The organism is Brevibacterium siliguriense (assembly GCF_900105315.1).
Lineage (GTDB): Bacteria > Actinomycetota > Actinomycetes > Actinomycetales > Brevibacteriaceae > Brevibacterium > Brevibacterium siliguriense.
Genome location: NZ_LT629766.1, coordinates 3,832,040 through 3,854,748 on the forward strand (window position 1 = coordinate 3,832,040; position 22,709 = coordinate 3,854,748).

15 protein-coding genes and 2 rRNA genes are annotated in these 22,709 nt (G+C 61.6%); 4 read left to right on the forward strand and 13 right to left on the reverse strand.

Annotated features, from left to right (window positions below; translation table 11 throughout):
• Positions 1-48: 48 nt before the first annotated feature.
• Together BLU88_RS17220 and BLU88_RS17225 are read right to left on the reverse strand one after the other, a co-directional pair.
• Positions 49-3,166, reverse strand: a 23S ribosomal RNA gene (locus tag BLU88_RS17220).
• 417 nt (positions 3,167-3,583) lie between these two features.
• Positions 3,584-5,108 (reverse strand): 16S ribosomal RNA (locus BLU88_RS17225).
• Together the 16S and 23S rRNA genes form the textbook arrangement of a ribosomal RNA operon.
• A gap of 609 nt (positions 5,109-5,717) precedes the next feature.
• On the opposite strand from BLU88_RS17225, the gene BLU88_RS17230 reads away from it, so the two are divergent.
• A complete protein-coding gene (locus BLU88_RS17230) occupies positions 5,718-6,728 on the forward strand; it encodes an epimerase (protein ID WP_092017621.1) in 1,011 nt (336 codons plus the stop codon).
• A gap of 43 nt (positions 6,729-6,771) precedes the next feature.
• Here BLU88_RS17230 and trhO read toward each other — a convergent pair whose 3' ends face one another.
• Positions 6,772-7,683, reverse strand: coding sequence for an oxygen-dependent tRNA uridine(34) hydroxylase TrhO (gene trhO / locus BLU88_RS17235; protein WP_092016672.1), 912 nt, complete (start codon positions 7,681-7,683; stop codon positions 6,772-6,774).
• Between the two features lie 229 nt (positions 7,684-7,912).
• Here trhO and purL point away from each other — a divergent pair, with 229 nt between their 5' ends.
• From purL to BLU88_RS17250, 3 genes are all read left to right on the forward strand, one after another.
• Positions 7,913-10,297, forward strand: a complete 2,385-nt coding sequence (gene purL, locus BLU88_RS17240) for a phosphoribosylformylglycinamidine synthase subunit PurL (protein WP_092016674.1) — start codon at positions 7,913-7,915, stop codon at positions 10,295-10,297.
• Between the two features lie 284 nt (positions 10,298-10,581).
• Positions 10,582-11,811 carry a cobalamin-independent methionine synthase II family protein gene (locus tag BLU88_RS17245; protein ID WP_092016676.1) on the forward strand — a complete coding sequence of 410 codons (1,230 nt, stop codon included), beginning with the start codon at positions 10,582-10,584 and terminating at the stop codon, positions 11,809-11,811.
• 108 nt (positions 11,812-11,919) lie between these two features.
• The gene (locus BLU88_RS17250; protein WP_092016678.1) at positions 11,920-12,471 is read left to right on the forward strand and encodes a DUF1648 domain-containing protein; all 552 of its coding nucleotides are present in this window, start codon (positions 11,920-11,922) and stop codon (positions 12,469-12,471) included.
• Between the two features lie 28 nt (positions 12,472-12,499).
• Here BLU88_RS17250 and BLU88_RS17255 read toward each other — a convergent pair whose 3' ends face one another.
• From BLU88_RS17255 to BLU88_RS17295, 10 genes are all read right to left on the reverse strand, one after another.
• On the reverse strand, positions 12,500-13,900 hold the full coding sequence (locus tag BLU88_RS17255; protein ID WP_092016680.1) for a TIGR01777 family oxidoreductase: 1,401 nt from the start codon (positions 13,898-13,900) through the stop codon (positions 12,500-12,502).
• 121 nt (positions 13,901-14,021) lie between these two features.
• The gene (betC, locus tag BLU88_RS17260) at positions 14,022-15,611 is read right to left on the reverse strand and encodes a choline-sulfatase (protein ID WP_092016682.1); all 1,590 of its coding nucleotides are present in this window, start codon (positions 15,609-15,611) and stop codon (positions 14,022-14,024) included.
• Positions 15,608-17,782 (reverse strand): BCCT family transporter, encoded by a 2,175-nt coding sequence (locus BLU88_RS17265; protein ID WP_231939483.1) that lies wholly within the window; start codon positions 17,780-17,782, stop codon positions 15,608-15,610. Before BLU88_RS17265 ends, betC begins: the two co-directional genes overlap by 4 nt.
• 180 nt (positions 17,783-17,962) lie before the next feature.
• Positions 17,963-18,094, reverse strand: a complete 132-nt coding sequence (locus BLU88_RS18985; RefSeq protein WP_269457649.1) for a hypothetical protein — start codon at positions 18,092-18,094, stop codon at positions 17,963-17,965.
• A gap of 129 nt (positions 18,095-18,223) precedes the next feature.
• Positions 18,224-18,538 carry a DMT family transporter gene (locus BLU88_RS17270; protein ID WP_092016684.1) on the reverse strand — a complete coding sequence of 105 codons (315 nt, stop codon included), beginning with the start codon at positions 18,536-18,538 and terminating at the stop codon, positions 18,224-18,226.
• Positions 18,535-18,894 carry an SMR family transporter gene (locus BLU88_RS17275; RefSeq protein WP_092016686.1) on the reverse strand — a complete coding sequence of 120 codons (360 nt, stop codon included), beginning with the start codon at positions 18,892-18,894 and terminating at the stop codon, positions 18,535-18,537. Before BLU88_RS17275 ends, BLU88_RS17270 begins: the two co-directional genes overlap by 4 nt.
• The gene (locus tag BLU88_RS17280) at positions 18,891-19,469 is read right to left on the reverse strand and encodes a TetR/AcrR family transcriptional regulator (RefSeq protein ID WP_092016689.1); all 579 of its coding nucleotides are present in this window, start codon (positions 19,467-19,469) and stop codon (positions 18,891-18,893) included. Before BLU88_RS17280 ends, BLU88_RS17275 begins: the two co-directional genes overlap by 4 nt.
• 94 nt (positions 19,470-19,563) lie before the next feature.
• Positions 19,564-20,355 (reverse strand): ABC transporter ATP-binding protein, encoded by a 792-nt coding sequence (locus BLU88_RS17285; protein ID WP_092016691.1) that lies wholly within the window; start codon positions 20,353-20,355, stop codon positions 19,564-19,566.
• A gap of 5 nt (positions 20,356-20,360) precedes the next feature.
• Positions 20,361-21,344 (reverse strand): ABC transporter permease, encoded by a 984-nt coding sequence (locus tag BLU88_RS17290; protein ID WP_092016693.1) that lies wholly within the window; start codon positions 21,342-21,344, stop codon positions 20,361-20,363.
• 146 nt (positions 21,345-21,490) lie between these two features.
• Positions 21,491-22,468: an ABC transporter substrate-binding protein gene (locus tag BLU88_RS17295; RefSeq protein ID WP_092016695.1), complete on the reverse strand. Its 978-nt coding sequence runs from the start codon at positions 22,466-22,468 to the stop codon at positions 21,491-21,493.
• Positions 22,469-22,709 lie beyond the last annotated feature (241 nt).

Consider the following 22,709-nt stretch of genomic DNA (forward strand, 5'->3'; position numbering starts at 1 on the left):
CTCACAAAACAAACTCGCACACACACCAACCCCAACAAAAAGAAAGTGGTTGATGAGTGATCGGTGTATTAGTACCAGTCAACTCCACACCTCACAGTGCTTCCATACCCGGCCTATCAACCCCATCATCTATAGGACACCTCCCCTGACAACAGTCAGTTGGAAATCTCATCTCGGAGCCGGCTTCCCGCTTAGATGCTTTCAGCGGTTATCCATCCCGAACGTAGCCAACCAGCCATGCTCCTGGCGGAACAACTGGCACACCAGAGGTTCGTCCGTCCCGGTCCTCTCGTACTAAGGACAGACCTCCACAAATTTCCTACGCACGCAGCGGATAGGGACCGAACTGTCTCACGACGTTCTAAACCCAGCTCGCGTACCGCTTTAATGGGCGAACAGCCCAACCCTTGGGACCGACTCCAGCCCCAGGATGCGACGAGCCGACATCGAGGTGCCAAACCATGCCGTCGATATGGACTCTTGGGCAAGATCAGCCTGTTATCCCCGAGGTACCTTTTATCCGTTGAGCGACCACGCTTCCACAAGCCATGGCCGGGTCACTAGTCCCAGCTTTCGCTCCTGCTCGACACGTCCGTCTCACAGTCAAGCTCCCTTGTGCACTTACACTCGACACCTGATTGCCAACCAGGCTGAGGGAACCTTTGGGCGCCTCCGTTACTCTTTAGGAGGCAACCGCCCCAGTTAAACTACCCATCAGGCACTGTCCCTGAACCCGATCAGGGTCCGAAGTTCAGGAATCCACTATGGTCAGAGTGGTATTTCACCGATCGACTCCACCCCAACTAGCGTCAGGGCCTCTACGTCTTCCACCTATCCTACACAAACCACACCGAATCCCAATACCAAACTATAGTGAAGGTCTCGGGGTCTTTCCGTCCTGCTGCGCGTAACGAGCATCTTTACTCGTAATGCAATTTCGCCGAGTTCGTGGTTGAGACAGCAGAGAAGTCGTTACGCCATTCGTGCAGGTCGGAACTTACCCGACAAGGAATTTCGCTACCTTAGGATGGTTATAGTTACCACCGCCGTTTACTGGGGCTTAAATTCTCCGCTTCACCCTTACGAGTTAACAGGTCCTCTTAACCTTCCAGCACCGGGCAGGCGTCAGTCCGTATACATCGACTTACATCTTCGCACGGACCTGTGTTTTTAATAAACAGTCGCTTCTCTCTGGCCTCTGCGACCACCACCAGCACATCCCCACGCATGGTGAGTTCACCGGGATGGTCCCCCTTCTCCCGAAGTTACGGGGGCATTTTGCCGAGTTCCTTAACCACGATTCTCTCGATCACCTTAGTATTCTCTACTCGACCACCTGTGTCGGTTATAGGGTACGGGCAACACACACCCTCACGTCGATGCTTTTCTCGGCAGCAGAGGATCACCAGATCACCCCACCCATGTGGGGCGCCCATCAGCTCTCACACTCTGTGTGGGGACGGATTTACCTACCCCCACGTGCTACAACCTTAGACCGTGACTACCATCGCACGGCCTGGCTACCTTTCTGCGTCACACCTCACGCTTACCGACTCCACACTCAGGTCCCCCACTCAAACCCAACCACAGACCCGAAGGCCTGACGGGATCATCACAGGGTTAGTTTCATGTGTTTTGGTACTGTCGGTTGTGTGTCGGTACCAGAATATCAACTGGTTGTCCATCGACTACGCCTGTCGGCCTCGCCTTAGGTCCCGACTTACCCAGGGCGGATTAGCCTAGCCCTGGAACCCTTGGTCATCCGGTGGACGGGTTTCTCACCCGTCTTTCGCTACTCATGCCTGCATTCTCACTCGAATCGCCTCCACCACTCGTTCACACGGCAGCTTCACCAGCAACTCGACGCTCCCCTACCCAACACCACACCATTACGGCTATACGTGATGCTGCCACAACTTCGGCGGTGTACTTAGCCCCGCTACATTATCGGCGCTCAATCACTTGACCAGTGAGCTATTACGCACTCTTTCAAGGATGGCTGCTTCTAAGCCAACCTCCTGGTTGTCTTCGCAACTGAACATCCTTTCCCACTGAGCACACGCTTAGGGGCCTTAGTTGATGGTCTGGGCTGTTTCCCTCTCGACAATGAAGCTTATCCCCCACTGTCTCACTGCCACGCTGAACCTTGACTGGCATTCGGAGTTTAGTTGACGTCAGTAACCCGGTAGGGCCCATCAGCCATCCAGTAGCTCTACCTCCAGCAAGAACCACGCAACGCTGCACCTAAATGCATTTCGGGGAGAACCAGCTATCACAGAGTTTGATTGGCCTTTCACCCCTAACCACAGGTCATCCCCTCCATTTTCAACTGAAGTGGGTGCGGGCCTCCACGCGCTCTTACACACGCTTCACCCTGCCCATGGCTAGATCACTCCGCTTCGGGTCTAGGACACGCGACTAGAATCGCCCTCTTCGGACTCGCTTTCGCTACGGCTACCCCACACGGGTTAACCTCGCCACGCACCGCTAACTCGCAGGCTCATTCTTCAAAAGGCACGCCATCACAGTCATCAAGATACTGCTCTGACGGATTGTAAGCACATGGTTTCAGGTACTCTTTCACTCCCCTCCCGGGGTACTTTTCACCATTCCCTCACGGTACTCATCCGCTATCGGTCATCAGGAAGTATTTAGCCTTACCAGGTGGTCCTGGCAGATTCACACGAAATTCCACGAGTTCCGTGCTACTCGGGCAACGCACACACTGCGACAGGCTGACGTTTCGTCTACGGGACTCTCACCCACTCCGGTCCTGTTTCCCACCAGGTTCGACTACACCAACACACATCACAGACCAGCCATGCTGAACCAGACCATGCACACCCCACAACACCCCGCCAGCAAAACCAGCACGCTTGACACTGACAAGGTTTAGGCTCATCCAGTTTCGCTCGCCACTACTCCCGGAATCATTGTTATTTTCTCTTCCTGCGGGTACTGAGATGTTTCACTTCCCCGCGTTCCCCCCACATGCCCTATATATTCAGACACGGGTCACCACCCTCACGAGTGGCGGGGTTTCCCCATTCGGACATCCTCGGATCAACGCCTGTTTATCGGCTCCCCGAGGCTTATCGCAGATTTCCACGTCCTTCATCGGCTCCTGATGCCAAGGCATCCACCATGCGCTCTTACACACTCACCCAACCCCTCACAGGGACTGGCTGACGTGCGCGCGAAAAATTGTTTCATTCACCTTCACTAGATGATGACAAGAAAAATCACATTACATAAACAACACTCACGTGTTATTTGATGCTCGCGTCCACTATACGATTCTCAAACCACTACCAAACACCCACCACCACACAACCGCTTCACGCCGCCGCCCGGTAGTCGGGTTGGTCCTGTTGGTTGAAACCACACCCACACCTACTGTGCGGGGTTTGTGATTCCAGGACCCAATAACGTGTCCGTTCTAGCCCATACAACAATCAACGTCGACACGGCAGTCACCGGACAACGCTGGAAGGTATGAGCGGAAGAAGTGATGTTCCACCCTTGAGCACCCAACACCAACACGCACGGCCGGTTCATTGGGGTTCCTATGTATGCTCCTTAGAAAGGAGGTGATCCAGCCGCACCTTCCGGTACGGCTACCTTGTTACGACTTAGTCCCAATCACCAGTCCCACCTTAGACGGCCCCCTCCACAAGGGTTGGGACACCGGCTTCGGGTGTTACCGACTTTCGTGACTTGACGGGCGGTGTGTACAAGGCCCGGGAACGTATTCACCGCAGCGTTGCTGATCTGCGATTACTAGCGACTCCGACTTCACGTAGTCGAATTGCAGACTACGATCCGAACTGAGACTGGCTTTAAGGGATTCGCTTACCCTCACGGGTTCGCCTCTCTCTGTACCAGCCATTGTAGCATGCGTGAAGCCCAAGACATAAAGGGCATGATGATTTGACGTCATCCCCACCTTCCTCCGAGTTGACCCCGGCAGTCTCCTATGAGTTCCCACCATCACGTGCTGGCAACATAGAACGAGGGTTGCGCTCGTTGCGGGACTTAACCCAACATCTCACGACACGAGCTGACGACAACCATGCACCACCTGTACACCAGCTCCAAAGAGAAGAACTGTTTCCAGAACGGTCCAGTGTATGTCAAGCCTTGGTAAGGTTCTTCGCGTTGCATCGAATTAATCCGCATGCTCCGCCGCTTGTGCGGGCCCCCGTCAATTCCTTTGAGTTTTAGCCTTGCGACCGTACTCCCCAGGCGGGGCACTTAATGCGTTAGCTACGGCGCGGAGAACGTGGAATGCCCCCCACACCTAGTGCCCAACGTTTACGGCATGGACTACCAGGGTATCTAATCCTGTTCGCTCCCCATGCTTTCGCTCCTCAGTGTCAGTTACAGCCCAGAGTCCCGCCTTCGCCACCGGTGTTCCTCCTGATATCTGCGCATTTCACCGCTACACCAGGAATTCCAGACTCCCCTACTGCACTCTAGTCAGCCCGTACCCACTGCACGCGCAACGTTAAGCGTTGCGTTTCCACAGCAGACGTGACCAACCACCTACGAGCTCTTTACGCCCAATAATTCCGGACAACGCTCGTACCCTACGTATTACCGCGGCTGCTGGCACGTAGTTAGCCGGTACTTCTTCTGCAGGTACCGTCACTTTCGCTTCTTCCCTGCTGAAAGCGGTTTACAACCCGAAGGCCGTCATCCCGCACGCTGCGTCGCTGCATCAGGGTTTCCCCCATTGTGCAATATTCCCCACTGCTGCCTCCCGTAGGAGTCTGGGCCGTGTCTCAGTCCCAGTGTGGCCGGTCGCCCTCTCAGGCCGGCTACCCGTCGTCGCCTTGGTAGGCCATTACCCCACCAACAAGCTGATAGGCCGCGAGCCCATCCCCAATCGAAAAACTTTCCACCACCCAACATGCGTCAGATGGTCATATCCGGTATTAGACCCAGTTTCCCAGGCTTATCCCGAAATCAGGGGCAGGTTACTCACGTGTTACTCACCCGTTCGCCACTCATCCACCAGGTGCAAGCACCCGGCTTCAGCGTTCGACTTGCATGTGTTAAGCACGCAGCCAGCGTTCGTCCTGAGCCAGGATCAAACTCTCCATAAAAAAATTATGTTACGAATGAATCCCAGCAAGACAGCCAACACACGACCACGGGGTGATCGCAGTTGACCAAAAAATACTCCCAACCAAACACGAAGACCACCCCACCACATGCGGACGGTTCAGCGAAGAACCACCCACACCAGGGTGAACCATGTTCGATCAGGTGATTGTCTCACCAGAAAAATACATGTTCTGGCATCACAACTTGTTCAAACAAACACGCTATTGGATTCTCAAACCACAAACACACACCCATCACCACACCACACAAAAAACAGCATGTTCACTGGGGGTATCAGTTTCATTTTCCGCTGCCCACCCGATGTTCTGACCCCCGGATCAAACCGTGTTTGTCCTGGTCAGACCCGGTAGAAACCCTGTCTCAGTGACGGTGTTTCCGGCGGGGCAACGAGATATAACTCTAGACCAGGCAAACCCGACCACGCAAATCCAAAACCGACTTTCCCCACGTGACACCCACCACACGTCTGTCGCTTCCGCTTTCCGCGACCCGACTTCGCCAGGTGTTAGCGTCCTTGTATGAGCTTTCAGCCGGATGAGACATCTTCTGTGGACGGCCGGGACCTCGGCGTAGAACCCACTCGTTCCATGGGCGGACAGCGAGCTTCTGCGGCTGCGGCTGGTGCTCCGATCGCAGTGGTCGCCGGTTCCTCCGGTTTCATCGGCGGAGAGCTGCTCAAGGCACTGAAGTCCTGGGGATACGAGACGCGGACCGTCGGCCGCTCTCATTCGCGGGCCGACGCCACCTGGGATGCCCCGGAGGTGATCGCAGATCTCGTCGATGACTGCGATCTGCTCATCAACCTCGCCGGCCGCAGCGTCGGGTGCCGATACAACGATGCCAACCGCCACGAGATCTGGGACTCCCGGATCGATACCACCCGCACACTCAATGACGCCGTGAGAGCTGCCTCGGCGCCTCCACGGCTATGGCTCAACGCGAGCACTGCCACTATCTACCGGCACGCGGTCGACCGGCCGCAGACCGAGGGCAACGGCGACATCGGCGAGGGGTTCTCCGTCGATATCGCGAAGGCATGGGAGAAGGAGTTCTTCGCAGGCACGCTTCCCGCCACCAGACGGGTGGCGCTGCGGATGGCCATCGTACTCGGCGACGGTGCCGCATTGAACATGCTTGCCACCGCAGCGAGGTTCGGTGCCGGTGGCCCGCAGCACGAAGGACGCTGGTTCCCCCACCGCCGCTACCGTGGAATAGGCCCTGATGCTTCGGGACCGACCGTCTGGCACGGGCATCCGCCGACTCACGGTCGACAGCGGTTCAGCTGGGTCCACATTGACGATGTCCTGCGCGCGATCCGCTTCATCGACACACACGCAGATCTCAGTGGTCCGATCAACGTCTCGAACCCTCAAGTCACCGACAATGCCGCCTTGATGTCCGCGTTGCGCAAAGCGGTGCGCATGCCGCTCGGTATTCCAGCCCCGCGCTGGTTGTTGGAGATAGGGATGATCGGCCTGCAGCAGGAGTCGGAACTCGTTCTCAAGAGCCGTTGGGTTCTGCCCGAAAGACTCGAGTCTGCCGGTTTCGCCTTCAAGTGGACAGATATCGAGGCGGCGACGAAGCACCTGCTCCGGTGAGCCCGTCCTCGGGATTCAACCGGCGATACTCAGTCGGCAATGTTCAGCCGGCGACCGCCTCGGCGGGGATTCCCTGCTCGACGCAGCCGGGGCAGTCGGGCTGCAGACCCTTGTCAGTGCAATCCGTGCACCGCAGGTACTGTTTGCGGCACTCGAGGTTGGCACAGTTGACGAACTCTGGGGTCTTCTTGTCGCAGGACACACAGTGCCCGATCGATTCGACGTTGTCACCGAATTCGACGTGCATGCGCTTGTCGAAGACGTACAGCGAGCCGTCCCAGTAGCCGGAGCTGCCGAAGGTCTCGCCGTAGCGGACGATGCCGCCGTCGAGCTGATAGACCTCTTCGAACCCGCGGTTCTTCATGAGCACGGAAAGGACCTCACAGCGGATTCCACCGGTGCAATAGGTGACGACGGGTTTGTCCTTGAGGTCGTCATATTTGCCGGATTCGATCTCGGCGATGAAGTCACGGGTGGTGTCCGTATCGGGGACGATCGCGTCCCGGAATTTCCCGATCTGAGCCTCCATCGCATTGCGGCCGTCGAAGAAGACGACCTCCTCGCCGCGTTCGTCGAGGAGTTTATGCAGGGCCCCCGGCTTGAGGTGCTGCCCTCCGCCTTGGACTCCGTCTTCTGTCACCGTGATCTCATCCGGGGTGCCGAATGTGACGAGTTCGTCGCGGACCTTCACGCTCAGGCGCGGGAAGTCATCACCTTCGCCGTTCGACCATTTGATGTCCGCACCCTTGAACGGTGCATAGGACTTCGTCGCCCGGACGTACTGCTTGACGTCGAAGATGTCCCCGCCGATCGTGGCGTTGATCCCGTCCTTCGACACGATCACCCGTCCCTTGAGACCGAGGCTCTCGGCCAGCGTGTGCTGCCACAGCTTGACGGCTTCGGGGTCGGCCAGCGGGGTGAAGACGTAGAACAGGACGATCTTGGGAGTTGCCATACTCCCATTCTAAGGCGGCTCTGCGCGTCGGTTTCACCGAGGCGGCCCGCCGTGACGAGGACCATCATCCGCCAGGTTGAGGCAGCGGCGATCAATGGGGAAGCCGCCGGATGGGCGTCCCGCTCGCCCCCGAGGCGGTTCAACCGTGGACGCGCTTCGCCCCCGCCGCAGGGACACGGCTAAGATTGGCTGTGAGTGCCGTGTCGTATGAAAGGGCCCCGAAGAGGACATGACGTCTAACCTCAGCTCTGCGGATTCCACGCAGGTCGATTCCCCGCAGAATGCATCGAAGAAGGTCAAGGAGACGGTCGAGTTCGCAGCGGCGAACCCCGACGTCGACCAGCCTTTCGCCGATCTCGGTCTCACGGCCGACGAATACGAGAAGATCAAGGCGATCCTCGGACGTCGGCCTACCTCGGCGGAGCTGGCCATGTATTCGGTGATGTGGTCCGAGCACTGCTCGTACAAGTCATCGAAGGTCCACCTGTCGAAGTTCGGTGACAAGGTCACCGAGGACATGAAGAAGCACCTGCTCGTGGGTATCGGTGAGAATGCCGGCGTCGTCGACATCGGGAACGGCTGGGCCGTGACCTTCAAGGTCGAATCCCATAACCACCCCAGCTACGTCGAACCTCACCAGGGTGCGGCCACCGGAGTCGGGGGCATCGTCCGCGACATCATCTCCATGGGCGCACGTCCGGTCGCAGTGATGGACCAGCTGCGCTTCGGCGCCATCGACCATCCGGACACCGCCCGCGTCGTCCACGGTGTGGTTGCGGGCATCAGCAACTACGGCAATTCCCTGGGCCTGCCGAATATCGGCGGCGAAACCGTCTTCGACTCCGTCTATCAGGGAAACCCGCTGGTCAACGCCCTCGCCGTCGGCGTCATGCGGCACGAGGACATCCGTTTGGCCAACGCATCGGGCCTGGGCAACAAGGTTGTGCTCTTCGGTGCGCGTACCGGCGGCGACGGCATCGGCGGTGCCTCGATCCTCGCGTCCGAGTCCTTCGACGATTCGAAGCCGTCGAAGCGCCCCGCTGTGCAGGTCGGTGACCCCTTCGCCGAGAAGGTGCTCATCGAATGCTGCCTCGAGCTCTTCCGCGCCGGTGTCGTCGAAGGAATTCAGGATCTTGGCGCCGCAGGCATCTCCTGTGCGACCTCGGAACTGGCTTCCAACGGCGACGGCGGAATGCACATCGCACTCGACGACGTGCTGCTGCGCGATGAGACGCTCACCCCCGAAGAGATCCTCATGTCGGAGTCGCAGGAGCGGATGATGGCCGTCGTCCGTCCCGACCGCCTCGATGAGTTCCTCGCGATCGTCGGCAAATGGGAGGTCGAGACCTCCGTGCTCGGCGAGGTCACCGACTCCGATCGTCTCGTCATCGAATGGCACGGCGACGTCATCGTCGATGTGCCCCCGCGCTCGGTTGCCCACGACGGTCCCGTCTACAACCGTCCGTTCACCGAACCGTCATGGACGGCCGAGGTGGCTGCGAACACCGTTGAAGCCGCTGGCCTGGCGAAGCCCGAGTCCGATGATGAGCTGCGGTCGACGATGCTGCAGCTCGCGGGGTCGCCGAACCTCGCCTCGAAGTCGTGGATCACCTCGCAGTACGACAAGTACGTCCAGGGCAATACCGCACTGGCCTATCCGGATGATGCCGGTGTCGTCCGCGTCGACGAGGAGTCCGGTCTCGGCGTGGCCATCGCCACCGACGCCAACGGCCGCTACAGCTTCCTCGACCCGGCGCGCGGCGCCCAACTGGCTCTGGCCGAGGCCTACCGCAATGTCTCGACCGCCGGCGCCATTCCGCGTGCGGTCACCGACTGCCTGAACTTCGGTTCCCCCGAAGATCCGGAGATCATGTGGCAGTTCGCGCAGGCCGTCGAAGGCCTCGCAGGCGCCTGCCAGGACATGGGAATCCCAGTCACCGGCGGCAACGTGTCCCTGTACAACCAGACCGGCGGAGTGGCCATTCACCCGACCCCGGTCGTCGGTGTGCTCGGTGTCTTCGATGACGTCACCCGCGCCACTCCGAGCGGCTGGCAGGAGCCGGGCCAAACCATCTATCTGCTCGGCACCACCGAGGCGGAGCTCGACGGTTCGGCGTGGGCCGACGTCACGGCCGACCACCTCGGCGGGGTTCCTCCGCAGTACAAGCCGACAGCGGAGAAGGAACTCGGCGAGATCCTCATCAACTGCTCGCGCGACGGCATGATCGATGCCGCACACGACCTGTCCGAAGGTGGGCTGTCGCAAGCACTCGTCGAATCGTCGCTGCGCTACGGCACCGGCGCCCGGATCTGGCTCGACGAGGTCTGTGAGCGCGACGGCATCGACGTGTTCACGGCACTGTTCTCCGAATCGACAGCGCGTGCGATCGTCGCAGTGCCACGGTCGGAAGAGGTCCGCTTCAAGGACATGTGCACCGCACGCAGATTCCCGTTCGTGCGCATCGGCATGACCGATGCCGGCGACGGAGCTCCCGCGCTCGAGGTCGTCGACCACTTCTCGATCGGCCTTGACGAACTCGGACAGGCCCACGAGGGTACGCTGGCCGACCGCTTCGGCGGCAGCGTCGCGGCGGTGACCGAAACCGCGGTCTGAGCCGCGACCGGCGAAGTCTGATGCAAGACGGCCTCTCGGCCTCGACACGACCAGCTGCAGTTGGTCCTCTCGAGGCCGAGAGGCCGTTTCGCTGTCGGTCCGCGTCCGACCGACCTGGACGAGTGTCAGCTGGAAAGAACAGCCGCCAACTCGCTCTGCCCTCGTGTCCCTAGATGACGACAACCACACATGCACCACTGCGAATGTGGTTGCCTGAGAGAGAATGCTGCGGCGCACCTGCCGCAGTTACACTGCACGATCGGTCCAAGGCTAAGGAGCCAGTCATGGCGAAGATTCGCACATCCCACGCGGGGTCTTTACCCCGCACCCCTGAACTCATCGAGGCCAACAAGGTCAAGCAGGCGCAGAACACCGCGCGCCTCGCCGGCGAGTCCGTGTCACAGGAACAGGCCCAGGAGTTCGACGAACTGCTGACCGCCAGCGTCACCGACCTCGTCAAGCGGCAGAAGGACCTTGGTATCTCGCTTCCCAATGACGGCGAATACGGTCACGCTATGGCCGCTGACTTCGACTACGGTGCCTGGTGGCATTACTCGTTTGCCCGCACCGGTGGGCTCGAACTCGACGACGTCGACAAGTGGGATGCACCTGCTGTGCGTTCCGAACCCGGAAAGACGGTGTTGACCAGCTTCGGCGACCGCCGCGACCGCAACCTGTTCCCCAAGGTCTACTCCGACGCTGACGCCGGCACCGACACCGGCCAGCAGCCCCAGTTCCCCAAGGCCACCGGCTCGATCAGCTACATCGGCCAGGACCAGGTCAACCGTGATGTCGCGAACCTCAAGGCAGGTCTGGCCGCCGCAGGTTACGACGAGCGTGCCGGTTACATCAATGCCCTCTCCCCCGGTTCGGCCTCCCGGATCGCCAACGAGTACTACTCAAGTGACGAGGAATTCATCTGGGCATGGGCAGATGTGCTCCGCGAGGAATACCTCGCCATCACCGAGGCGGGACTGACCGTCCAGATCGACGATCCGTCCCTGGCGGAGAACTTCGACCAGATCAACCCGGAGCCGGCTTTCGACGACTACCGGAAGTTCATCCAGATCCGCATCGACGCACTCAACCATGCGCTGCGCGGAATCGACCCGGCCCAGGTGCGCGTGCATACCTGCTGGGGCTCGTGGCACGGGCCGCACGTGACCGACCTGCCGTTCATCGAGATCGTCGACCAGGTGCTCTCCATCAACGCCGCAGGCATCACCTTCGAAGCCGCAAACGTCCGCCACGAACACGAATGGCGGATCTGGGAAGAGAAGAAGCTGCCCGAAGGCAAATACATCATTCCCGGCATCGTCTCCCACTCGACGAACGTCGTCGAGCATCCCGAGCTCGTCGCCGAACGCATCGGTCGGTTCGCTGGTCTCGTCGGACCCGAGAACGTCGTCGCCTCCACCGACTGCGGCCTGGGCGGACGAGTCCACCCGGACATCGCCGTTGCGAAGCTGCAGTCCCTGACTGAAGGCGCGGAGATCGCCTCGAAGCGCTTCTGACCCAATACTGCGGATACAGCAGAACAGCAGATACACCGGTCCCCTCCGCTCGGCTCGCACGCCGAACGGAGGGGACGTTGTTGCAACGCATCTTGATAGACTGATTCGATGGCTTCGACGTCTTCCCCGCGTTCAAACCGATGGGCCGCGACCGCGGCAGGAGCACTGCTGGCGGTTCTGGTGGTCACGATACTGTGGTTCGCCGCCTATGCTCCAGAAACCGTGCCGAGCCATATCGGAATCGACGGAACCATCGACGGCAGGTCGTCGAAGAGCGGCCTGCTGTTTGTCGTAGGTCCCCTCGCACTGCTGATCTCCGGCGGGCTCCTCCTCGCCCCGCTGCATGAAGCAATTCCCCTGCACGCGTGGCCGGCGCCGTTCGTCTTCAACGGCGCATTCTGGATCGCCGAGGACAGAACAGATTTCCTTCGGAAAGAGATGATCGAGTACCTGCATATTCTGTCCGGGCTCAGCAGTGCGCTTTTCAGCTCCGCTCTTTGGATGTCGTGGTTCGAATCCACCGGACGCACCGTGCCGTCAACTATTCCGCCGATGGTCTTCGCGTCATTGGCTGCTCTACTGGCAGCGGCGACTGTCCGCCACTATCTCAGGCTTCGCCCCTCGGAGTGGTCCCCAGACGAGTCGACTGAATCAGATTAGAGCGACCAAACGCCGATCACCGGGCACCTCACGCCCCGCCGCCGAGCTCCTCATCGAAGCAGTCACTCAAGGTCGGGTGGGCGAACTGGTAGCCGGTTTCCTGCAGCTTCTCCGGCACCACTCTCTGATCCGCCAGCGCGAGTTCCTTCGCCCCGTCACGGCCGAGCATGATCTCGGTGATGAAACCGGGCGTCGGGATCCACGCGGGCCGGCGCAGGTGAGCGGCAAGCGCCTCGGCGAACTCCGCCTGCGTGACAAGCTCTGGGGCGACCGCATTGACCGGACCGCGCACGTAGTCATAGAGCACGGCGTGCACATAGGACCGTGCAACATCGTCTAGTGAGATCCATGCCAGGGCTTGTTCCCCGCTGCCCAAACGCCCGCCCGCACCGGCAAGGAACAGCGGCGCCTGCAGTTTGAGCAGACCGCCCAAGGAGCTCAGAACGACTCCGGTTCGAATCGACACACGCCTGATCCCGACGTCCTCGACACTGGCTGCTGTCTCTTCCCACTTCCGGCACACCTCGGCGAGGAATCCTTCGCCAGCGGGCCCGGTTTCATCGACAGGTTCATCGGCTTTCGCCCCGTAATAGCCGACTGCGGAGGCGCAGACGAAGACAGCCGGGCGTTTGGCTTCGGGCAGACCGCGCATCGTTTCGACAAGCAGCCTCGTCGAGTCGATGCGAGAGGACCAGATCTCGTCCTTCGCGTGCTTGGTGAACCGAGTGGCGATCGATCGCCCACCGAGGTGGACCACCGCATCCGCCCACGCGAGATCCCGTGGATTGAGGATTCCCAGATCCGGATTCCAGTGCACCTCGTACGGGAACTTCGGGGTCTCGCGGACGAGAAGTCGGACGAAATGCCCGGCGGTGGAGAACAGGGCAGCGACCTGACGTCCGATCATTCCGCTGCCGCCGGCGATGAGGATGTGTCTGCCCTTCTTCCGCGTCAGCAGGGGCGCGTTCGTGGACTCGAGGAAGTCGATATCCATAAGCATCCGCTTGCGGCGGGCGTCGAAGGTGGCCTCGAGATAGTGGGTGAGGCCTCGGTCGATGACGTCGAAGCCCTGGGGAGCCATGGAGAACTCGATGTGATCGTCGATCTTCGTCCCGCCGGCGACCGAGGTGAACTCGTGCGTGTGCCTCCACTGGCTCAATGGCCCCTTCTTCAACTCGTCGACGAAGGAGAAACGCGACGGACCCTCCGAGTGCACTGAGCTGAATGGCCGTCGCACGAGTCCGTAGGTGCCCGGCACGCTCGTCTTCACCTGCGCCACCGAGCCCGGTGCGATCGGAGGATAGCTCTCTTCGGCGATCTCCTGCGCCCAGTGTGGCGAGAGGCGAGTCAACGCTCCCGGCCGAGCGTGCCAGTCATATGTGGTCTCCACACCGAGCGGAACTTCAGACGACGACTCAAAGATGGTCATGGCATCCCTCCTACCTCGAATGATGCCACCGGTTTCTGAGAATGTGACCAGCAACTCACCCAAGTCGAGGTGAATTGTTCACGCCGAGGCGGTTGCGGTCCAGTCAGTCGGTGGAAGCGGTTCAGTCGGCTGCGGGGATCTTGCCGAAGCGGAACGCCGACCAGAAGTCCCCGCGCACATAGCCGTGCTCCGGTTCCGGGTCGAAGTCCCAGTGGCGGACGTGTCCCACCTTGAGCGCATCGGCGACAAGCTGGCGGCTGCGCTGCGAACCGAGCACATGCTCTTCGAGGTGTTCGAGATCGTAACGGGACTCGAGCTCTCCGCGCATCTCCTTCAGCGACTGGGCATAGGCCGGGTCCTCGGCACGATTGGCCAGCTCATCGGGATCCGCAGCCAGATCGAAGAGCAGCACCGGATCTCCCGGGCACACCGTGAGCTTGAGATCGCCGCGGACCAGAGTGACCTGCGGGCGGTACGTGCCCTCGGCGAAGTATTCGATGATGACGTCACGATCTTCGGGCTTCACTTCGCCGGCAGCCTCTCGCCTGGCGGACTCGAGCATCGAGGTTCCGCTCAGTCCTTCGTCGATCGCCGAGGCGGTCCCCGCCTCCGCATCTCCCGTGCGCACGGAGGGCGCCGGGTCTTCAGCCGTGCCCTGGGCGATATCGAGCAGGGTCGGCGCGAGGTCGACGAGGCTGACCGGGTTCGCATACCGGCCGGGGGTGATCACCTCGGCGGGCCCGTTGATGATGAGCGGGACCCGGGAGGACTGTTCGTACGGTGACATCTTGAACCACAGGCCCTTCTCCCCCAGCATGTCGCCGTGGTCGCTGGTGACGACGATGACCGTGTTGTCCGCCAGCTCGAGTTCCTCGAGTCTGCGTCGGATCGCCCCGACGTGGTCGTCGATGTAGTTGACCGCGGCATAGTAGGCCCGACGAGCCCGCCGCACGTCGTCGATGCCCGGCTCGCGTTCGTCGAAGCCGCACATCGTGCGCAGGCGGTGGCTGTGCGGGTCCACGGCCGGATCGGGAATCTCGGGGTGGGCAGGGTCCGGGATGGCCACCTCGGCGAATCGGTCCCAGTTGGCCTTCGGCGGCTCATACGGGTCGTGGGGATGGATGAACGAGGTGACCATGAGGAACGGCTGGTCACATCCGGCGGCCTGGTTCGCGCGCTTGCGGTCGTTGAGGTGACGCAGTGTCCTGAAGATCACCTCGTCGTCGAAGTCCTGCTGAACGTTCGCGGTCGCCGCACCGGCGGTGAACACCGGGTCGGCCTCGTGGTACCACTGCAGCTTCTGCTCCAGGGGACGATTCCAATCAGGCACCATATCGAGGTCGGCCGGGTACACGTCGGTGGTCAGGCGCTCTTCGAAGCCGTGGTGCTGATCAGGGCCGATGAAGTGCATCCGTCCGATCAGCGCCGTGTGGTATCCGAGCTTGCGCAGCCGGTGGGCGAATGTCGGCACGGAGGCCGCGAAGTCATCGCCGTTGTCCAGGCAGTCGATCTCCGAGGGCATACGCCCGGTCATCATCGATGCCCGCGACGGTGAGCACAGCGGAGTGTTGCAGTACGCACGGTCGAAGACGGCTCCGTCGGCTGCCAGGGCATCCATGTTCGGCGTCAGCGCGGCCGCATCGCCGTAGGCGCCCAGCGCTTGGGCAGCCATCTGATCGGCCTGGATGACGACGATGTTCGGGGTGGTCATGAGTGGTCCTCTCTGCGGTCGGAGCCGGCGTCTGCGTCGGAATCGGTCACTGAATCCGAATCGGATTCGCTCGCCGAGGCGGCCCCGGGGTCCGCGTCGGTCGTTGAGGCGGCAGTCGCCTCGGCGTCGGTGGAATCGTCGTCCGGTGTCCAACCGTCGGCCCATTCTCCGGTTTCGTAATCGAAGCCGACGGGGTCGCCGTTCTCGTCGGTGCGCTGGTACCAGTCGGTGTAGTCCTCGTGCTCGGAGTCGATTCCGCCGTTCGCGCCGTCACCGGGCTCGGTGGGCACGACCTGCAGGGCGAAGTCGTCACCGTAGGCATCGGCACCGGCGACCACTGCGTTGTCCACCGCGTTGAGCGCATACTGCCGGCGCAGTGCAAGCGGATCCGTCCGCAGCTCCTTGAACCAGGCGACGATGATGAAGAGCATGACGAACGCGAACGGCACCGCGGTGACGATGACGAGCTGTTGGAGTCCTTCGAGTGCGCTCGCGTCTCCGAGGAGGAGCATGACCACGGCGATGCCGGACATCACCAGTCCCCAGAACACGACGACCCATTTCTTCGGTTCCTGATCACCACGGCTGGTGAGCATGCCCATGACTACCGAGGCGGAATCGGCCGAGGTGATGAAGAAGATCGCGAGGACGATGATGACGACGAACGGCAGCCATTCGACATAGGGCAGATTGTCGATGAGGGTGAAGAACACCTCGGGGGCCTCCATGCTGTCGGTGAAACCCGATGCTCCGGAACGGTACATCCAGATGGAGGTTCCGCCCATGATTCCATAGGCTACGAAGAGCAGCGTCGAGGGAATGAAGATCGTGCCGAGGATGAACTGGCGGATCGACCGTCCGCGGGAGATGCGGGCGATGAAGGTGCCGACGAACGGCGACCATGAGATCCACCAGGCCCAGTAATAGACGGTCCACAGGGACTGGAATTCCTGAGTCTCGGCGCCCCAGGACAGGGATCGGCCCATCATGTCGAATATCGAACCGAGGTATTCCATGAGCGCCGAGGGCAGGAGGTTGAACAGGTAGAGCGTGGGCCCGAGGAACAGCACGAGCGCGACGATGCCGACGGTCAGCACGATGTTGATCGACGACAGGTAGCGGATTCCGCGCGAGACGCCGGAGACCGCGGAGATGATGAAGCCGACTGTGAGGACGAGGATGATGATGACGAGGGAGTTGTTCGTCATCGGTCCCGCGTCGGTGACGATGCTGACACCGGTGCCGATCTGCATGGCTGCGATGCCCAGGGCCGCAGCCGTGCCGAAGAGAGTAGCGACGATCGCGAAGATGTCGACGAGCTTTCCGGCGAAGCCTTCGGTCTGCCGTTTGCCGAACAGCGTCTGGAAGATCGATGACAGCAGCAGCGAACGGCCGCGGCGGTAGGCGGCATAGGCGATGGCACCGCCGACGAGTGCGTACATCGCCCAAGCATGGAATCCCCAGTGGAAGTAGGTCTGGGCCATCGCACCGTGGAGCGCCTCGGTCGTCTCCGGATCATTCGTCAGCGGAGGCGGCGAGATGAAGTAGGTCAGGGGTTCGGAGGGTCCGAAGAAGAGGACGCCGATGCCGATGCCCGCCGCAAAGAGCATGGCGACCCAGGAGAAGGTGCTGAATTCTGCCTTCTCCCCATCCTTGCCCAAGGGGATCTTGCCGTAGGAGGAGAACGCGAGGATGAGCAGGGAGACGAGAATGATGATCGCGACGAGGTTGAACAGCCAGCCGACGTTGAGCGTCGCCCAGTCATAAGCAGTCTGTGCAACGCTGGCGACGCTGGAGGGACTCGAGATTCCCCAGATGACGAAGGCGACGGTGAGGCCGCCGGCGATGGCGAAGATGATCTTGTCCAGCGAATAGGTGCGCCGTTGTTCGTCGATGGCGATTCCGGGCACGAGGATCGGGTGAGTGTCGTGCGGATAGTGGCCGTGCGTGTCTTCGAGATCAGCCTTCACGGGGCCGCGCGGGCGGCGGTAGTCGAACTGACCGAGGTTGCGCCCGGTCTCGCGACCCACGCGTTTGGCGTCGTCCCGCACCCTGCGAGCATCGGCCATGATCCGTTCGCGCGGTGCACGGCGAGCCGCCTCGGTGGTGGCAGCGAACTGCTGGTCCGGCCCCGGATCGAGTTCGTCGGTACGGGTGGAGTCATCTGTCATGTGTCGGTTCACACTCTTTCGATTGTTGCGGACACTGCCGAAATCGATCGGTGCGCACGGAGACGAACGCATCATGGCCCGATGGCGTGAACACACATCGGGTGGAAGTCTGAAATGAGGTGATGCGACCGGCCGGCGGTCGTCGATCGGGCAGGAGGAATGCGGATCGGCGATCGGTGACTAGGGCTCGCCGCCCCACCAGCCGATGGCTACGGGTTCCCAGGAATCGTTGGCGAAGCCGCAGCTCGGGCGCTCTCGATTCGGGGTCGACCATCCCCAGCCGTAGTGGTCGTCGAATCGGAGAGGAGTCATGCCTTCGGACGATAACAGCTTCAATGCGGCTTCACAATAAATTCTCAGCAAGCGACGTCCTCACCAACTTCTGCGGCGAGGCCCCTCCTTCCGGCTCCACCCGGGACAGGTCAGCCGGGAACGGCTGGGTCAGCCGATTTCGACGAGGATGACGCCGACGGTGATGAAGCCGATGCCGAGGAGCGCCTTCCGCGTGAGCGGGTCCTTCCAGATCACGCGGGAGAGCAGGCAGACCATGGCGACTCCGCAGGCCGCCCACAGACCGTAGGCGACGCCGAGCGGCATGCCTGCGGCCAGCGTACGGCTCAGGAAGAAGAAGGCCGCGGTGTAGCTGATCGCTACGGGAACGAACCAGATCCTGCGCTGCAATCCGGCGCTCGCACGCAGGCACAGGGTACCGGCGACTTCGCTGAGGATCGACAGTGCCAACCACATCCAACTCATTCGGTCACCTCCGCGTCCACGTTCGCGGATTCCTCGGGAGTGCCGGATTCGACGAGGATGACGCCGATGATGATGAGGGCGATGCCGATGATCGCGCCGATGCTCAGGAACTCGCCGAAGAACACGACTCCGAGCACGGCAACCAGTGCGACTCCGCTGGCCGACCAGGTGGCGTAGACGGCACCGAGAGGCATGCCCAGTCGCTGTGTGAGGCCGAGGATGAAGAAGGCTGTGGCGTAGAGGACGACGACTCCGGGGATCCACACGGGATCGGCGACCGAGGCGCGCAGCATCAGGGTGGCGGCCACCTCGGCGAGGATGGCTGCGACGAGCAGCAGCAGACGGTTCGCGTTCATCCGATCCCTTCCGTTTCGATGTCATCGGACATTCCCTCGGCCGCATCGATGAGCGCGAGGGCGTGCCGGCACACGGCTGCGAGGTCGTCGGAGGGAAACACTCCCGTGGCTTCTGACATCCACGCGCCGTCGGCGCAGAACCGGGCCGCCGTCAGCAGAGATACCACGCGACCGTCGAGTCCAGTGGTGTCGAACCACGGCCCCAGGTGCTCGCTCCACGCCCGCGACAGCGTCGGGTGATAGAGCGCATCGGAGAAGATCCAATAGTCGGCACGGGAGACCTCGGCGGTGGTGGCCACGGTGACGTACGCGCGGTGTCGTTCGAAGCTCGTCAGGTCCTGACTCGAGTGCCCGGTATGGTTGCGCAGTCGCTGTGCCCAGTTCTCGGCGGCATGGTCGACGAGTCCGAGCATGAGCGCTTCCTTGGTCGGGAAGTGATACATCAGGCCCGGTTTCGTCAGGCCCGCCTTCTTCGCGACCGACTCGAGCGAGATCGTCACACCGTGCACCGAATCGTGCGATTCCGCCAGCGACTTGGCAGCTTTGAGAATCCGCGACCGTCCATCGTTTGCCATGCCTCAAGTTTACCAACCGGTTGGTAAAGTAAGCCAGCGCGAGAGGAAGGGCGGTCCGCACCCTGCCGGCGCGAACCGCCCTCTCATGCGCTGCTCAATTGAGCAGCGCCCGGTCGCCCAGTGTCGCTCCCTTGAGTTTCGAGAATTCGCCGAGCAGTGTCTCGACGGTCAGGTCCTTCTTCTCCTCAGCCGAAGCCTGGTAGATGATCCGCCCCTCGTGCATCATGATCAGCCGATTGCCCAATGCAATCGCCTGCTCCATGTTGTGAGTGACCATCAGAGTGGTCAGCCCGTCGGCTTCGACGATCTTCTTCGTCAGGGCCGACACCAGGGCCGCACGCTGCGGGTCAAGGGCGGCGGTGTGCTCGTCGAGCAGCAGGATCCGCGGCTGGGTGAATCCGGCCATAAGCAGACTCAGTGCCTGTCGCTGTCCGCCGGAGAGCAGTCCGACCTTCGTCTTCAGCCGGTTCTCGAGGCCGAGCTCGAGAGTGGCCAATTCGTCCTTGAAGTGTTCGCGTCGCTCCGAGGTGGTCCCCCGCCCCAACCCTCGTGGCTTTCCGCGTTTGAGCGCGAGCGAGAGGTTCTGCTCGATCGTGAGGTCCGGAGCGGTGCCGGCCATCGGATCTTGGAAGACACGGCCGAGGTATCTCGCTCGTTTGTACTCGGGCATCCGCGACACCTCGGCACCGTCGATGGTGATCGAGCCGGAGTCGATGGACAGGCGGCCGGAGATGGTGTTGAGCAGCGTCGATTTTCCGGCCCCGTTGGAGCCGATGACGGTGACGAAGTCGGATTCGTCGAGGTCGAGCGAGAGCCCCTGGAGCGCCTTGCGTTCGTTGACGGTTCCCGGGAAGAACGTCTTGGAGATGGTGTCGATCTTGAGCATGGCTGTCAGATCTCCTTCCCGGTTCGGGCGCCGGTCGCACCGGCGGGGATGTCAGCGATCTCGGCGGAGTCCTTCATATCGGTCGTTCCTGCCGGCACCGAGGTGGGTGCCCGGTTCCCGCGTCCGCGCAGCGAGGGGATCCGCTTGAGGAATCCCCACCTGGGCAGCAGCAGTGCGATGACGACGAGCAGCGCGGTCGTCAGCTTCATATCATTCGTATCCAGGCCCGCACGCAGCGCGAGGAAGATGATGAGCCGGTAGACGACCGATCCGAGGAGCGCGCCGAGGCTGGCCATGAAGATGTTGCGGCTGCCGAACACGGCTTGGCCGAGGATCACCGAGGCGAGTCCGACGAGGATGAGACCGATGCCCATGCTGATATCGGAGAATCCCTGGTACTGGGCGACGAGGGCACCGCAGAGAGCAACGAATCCGTTCGACAGCGCCAGGGTGAGCATCGTCGAGTTGTCGGTGTTGACGCCGAGGCTGCGGATCATCTCCTTGTTGTTGCCGGTGGCCTGGATGGCCAGTCCGAGATCGGTGGTGAGGAACCAGTCGATGGCGAATTTGAGGATGAGGGCGAAGGCGAGCAGGATCGCAATCGACACCCAAGTGCCCATGAGCATGTTCTCCCGCAGCGGGGTGAACACCGTGTCCTCTCGCAGGAGCGGCAGATTCGCCTTCCCCATGATCCGCAGGTTGATCGACCACAGTCCGATCATGGTGAGGATTCCGGCGAGCAGTCCGTCGATGCCGCCCTTCGTGTGGAGCAGACCTGTGATGTAGCCGGCGATGAGTCCGGCGCCGATCGCCGCAAGCGTGGCCAGGAAGGGGTTGACCCCGGCGATGATGAGGGAGGCTGCGGTGGCGCCGCCCGTGGTGAAGCTTCCGTCGACAGTGAGGTCGGGGAAGTTGAGGACCTTGAAGGTCAGATAGACCCCGAGCGCCATCGCGCCGTAGATGAGCCCGAGCTCCAATGCTCCGAACATGGGTTTCCGTTCATTTCTGGTGTGTGGTTCGTGGTGGCCCCGAGGCTCTCGGCTTGAGCGCCTGCAGCCTCGGGGCCCGGTGACGACGGTGCAGTCGAGGAGTTGCGCACTCCGCGCACCGGGTCACAGGGTGGTGCAGGTGTCGATCACTCGATGACCTTGTCGGCCTCATCGACGAGTTTCTTCGGAATCTCGACGCCCTGCGCCTTGGCGGCCTTCGGATTGACGACGAGTTCGAGGTTCGAGCTGGTCTCGACGGGCATCTCGGCGGGCTTCTTTCCGTCCTGGAGGATCTTCAGAGCCATTTCGCCGGTCTGTTCGCCGAGCTTCGTGTAGTCGATGCCGCGGGTGATCGCCGCACCGGATTCGACCTGGCCGGCTTCCGACCCGACGAGCAGAGCCTTGTTCTTCTCTGCTGCCTGGACCATCGTCGACACTGCCGAGACGACGTTGTTGTCGGTGGGCACGTAGTAGGCGTCGACCTTGCCGAGCGAGTCCACAGCCTGTGCGAGCTCTCCCGAGTTCGCGATCGTCGCTTCCTTGATCTTCACGCCGAGGCCTTTGGCGGCCTTCTTCGCAAGGTCGACCTGCACCTGCGAGTTGACCTCACCGGAGCTGTAGACGATGCCGACGGTCTTCGCATCGGGCTTGACGTCCTTGACCAGCTTCAGCTGTTCTTCGACCGGGTTGAGGTCGGAGGTCCCGGTGACGTTGCCGCCGGGCTCGTCGTTGGCGTCGACGAGTCCGGCTTCTTCGGCGTCGGTGACGGCGGTGAAGAGCACAGGCTTGTCGGTGATCGCCTGGGCTGCGGCCTGGGCGGCCGGGGTGGCAACGGCGAGCACGAGGTCGAGGTCGTCGTTGGCGAACTGCTGGGCGATCGAGGTTGCATTGGCCTGTTCCCCCTGGGCGTTCTGCACATCCCATTCGACGTCGACGCCCGCATCCTCGAAGGACTTCTTGAAGCCTTCGGTGGCGGCGTCGAGGGCCGGGTGCTGCACGAGCTGCGAGACGCCGATGGAGAACGAATCGCCCTCTCCGCCTCCGCCCTGGCCGCCACTGCAGGCCGAAACCGCAAGAATCGAACCGACTGCCACCATCGCTGTGGCCACTTTCCTGAGACGCATTCTTCTCCCTTTCGGAATTTCGGTCCGCCGGTGCGGATCCGTCACGATTTCTGCATTCGACCCCGCCGCTCCTCGCGCGCAAGGAAGCGACGGCAATGCAGAAGAATGATGCGCCGCCGTCACTCAGACCGTCCTGAGAGCATGACGCGCATCACGTCGAATGTGATGATATCCACCTTATGGCCCGGCACTGACGCCGGGGGCCGAATCCGGGTTTTGGAGACAATCGTCCCAGTATCGT

What these genes read in the sequence shown, in the direction of transcription:
- BLU88_RS17230 (WP_092017621.1), top strand. Translation starts at nt 5,718, where the DNA reads ATGGGCGGACAGCGAGCTTCTGCGGCTGCGGCTGGTGCTCCGATCGCA.
- trhO (WP_092016672.1), bottom strand. Translation starts at nt 7,683, where the DNA reads ATGGCAACTCCCAAGATCGTCCTGTTCTACGTCTTCACCCCGCTGGCC.
- purL (WP_092016674.1), top strand. Translation starts at nt 7,913, where the DNA reads ATGACGTCTAACCTCAGCTCTGCGGATTCCACGCAGGTCGATTCCCCG.
- BLU88_RS17245 (WP_092016676.1), top strand. Translation starts at nt 10,582, where the DNA reads ATGGCGAAGATTCGCACATCCCACGCGGGGTCTTTACCCCGCACCCCT.
- BLU88_RS17250 (WP_092016678.1), top strand. Translation starts at nt 11,920, where the DNA reads ATGGCTTCGACGTCTTCCCCGCGTTCAAACCGATGGGCCGCGACCGCG.
- BLU88_RS17255 (WP_092016680.1), bottom strand. Translation starts at nt 13,900, where the DNA reads ATGACCATCTTTGAGTCGTCGTCTGAAGTTCCGCTCGGTGTGGAGACC.
- betC (WP_092016682.1), bottom strand. Translation starts at nt 15,611, where the DNA reads ATGACCACCCCGAACATCGTCGTCATCCAGGCCGATCAGATGGCTGCC.
- BLU88_RS17265 (WP_231939483.1), bottom strand. Translation starts at nt 17,782, where the DNA reads ATGACAGATGACTCCACCCGTACCGACGAACTCGATCCGGGGCCGGAC.
- BLU88_RS18985 (WP_269457649.1), bottom strand. Translation starts at nt 18,094, where the DNA reads ATGACTCCTCTCCGATTCGACGACCACTACGGCTGGGGATGGTCGACC.
- BLU88_RS17270 (WP_092016684.1), bottom strand. Translation starts at nt 18,538, where the DNA reads ATGAGTTGGATGTGGTTGGCACTGTCGATCCTCAGCGAAGTCGCCGGT.
- BLU88_RS17275 (WP_092016686.1), bottom strand. Translation starts at nt 18,894, where the DNA reads ATGAACGCGAACCGTCTGCTGCTGCTCGTCGCAGCCATCCTCGCCGAG.
- BLU88_RS17280 (WP_092016689.1), bottom strand. Translation starts at nt 19,469, where the DNA reads ATGGCAAACGATGGACGGTCGCGGATTCTCAAAGCTGCCAAGTCGCTG.
- BLU88_RS17285 (WP_092016691.1), bottom strand. Translation starts at nt 20,355, where the DNA reads ATGCTCAAGATCGACACCATCTCCAAGACGTTCTTCCCGGGAACCGTC.
- BLU88_RS17290 (WP_092016693.1), bottom strand. Translation starts at nt 21,344, where the DNA reads ATGTTCGGAGCATTGGAGCTCGGGCTCATCTACGGCGCGATGGCGCTC.
- BLU88_RS17295 (WP_092016695.1), bottom strand. Translation starts at nt 22,468, where the DNA reads ATGCGTCTCAGGAAAGTGGCCACAGCGATGGTGGCAGTCGGTTCGATT.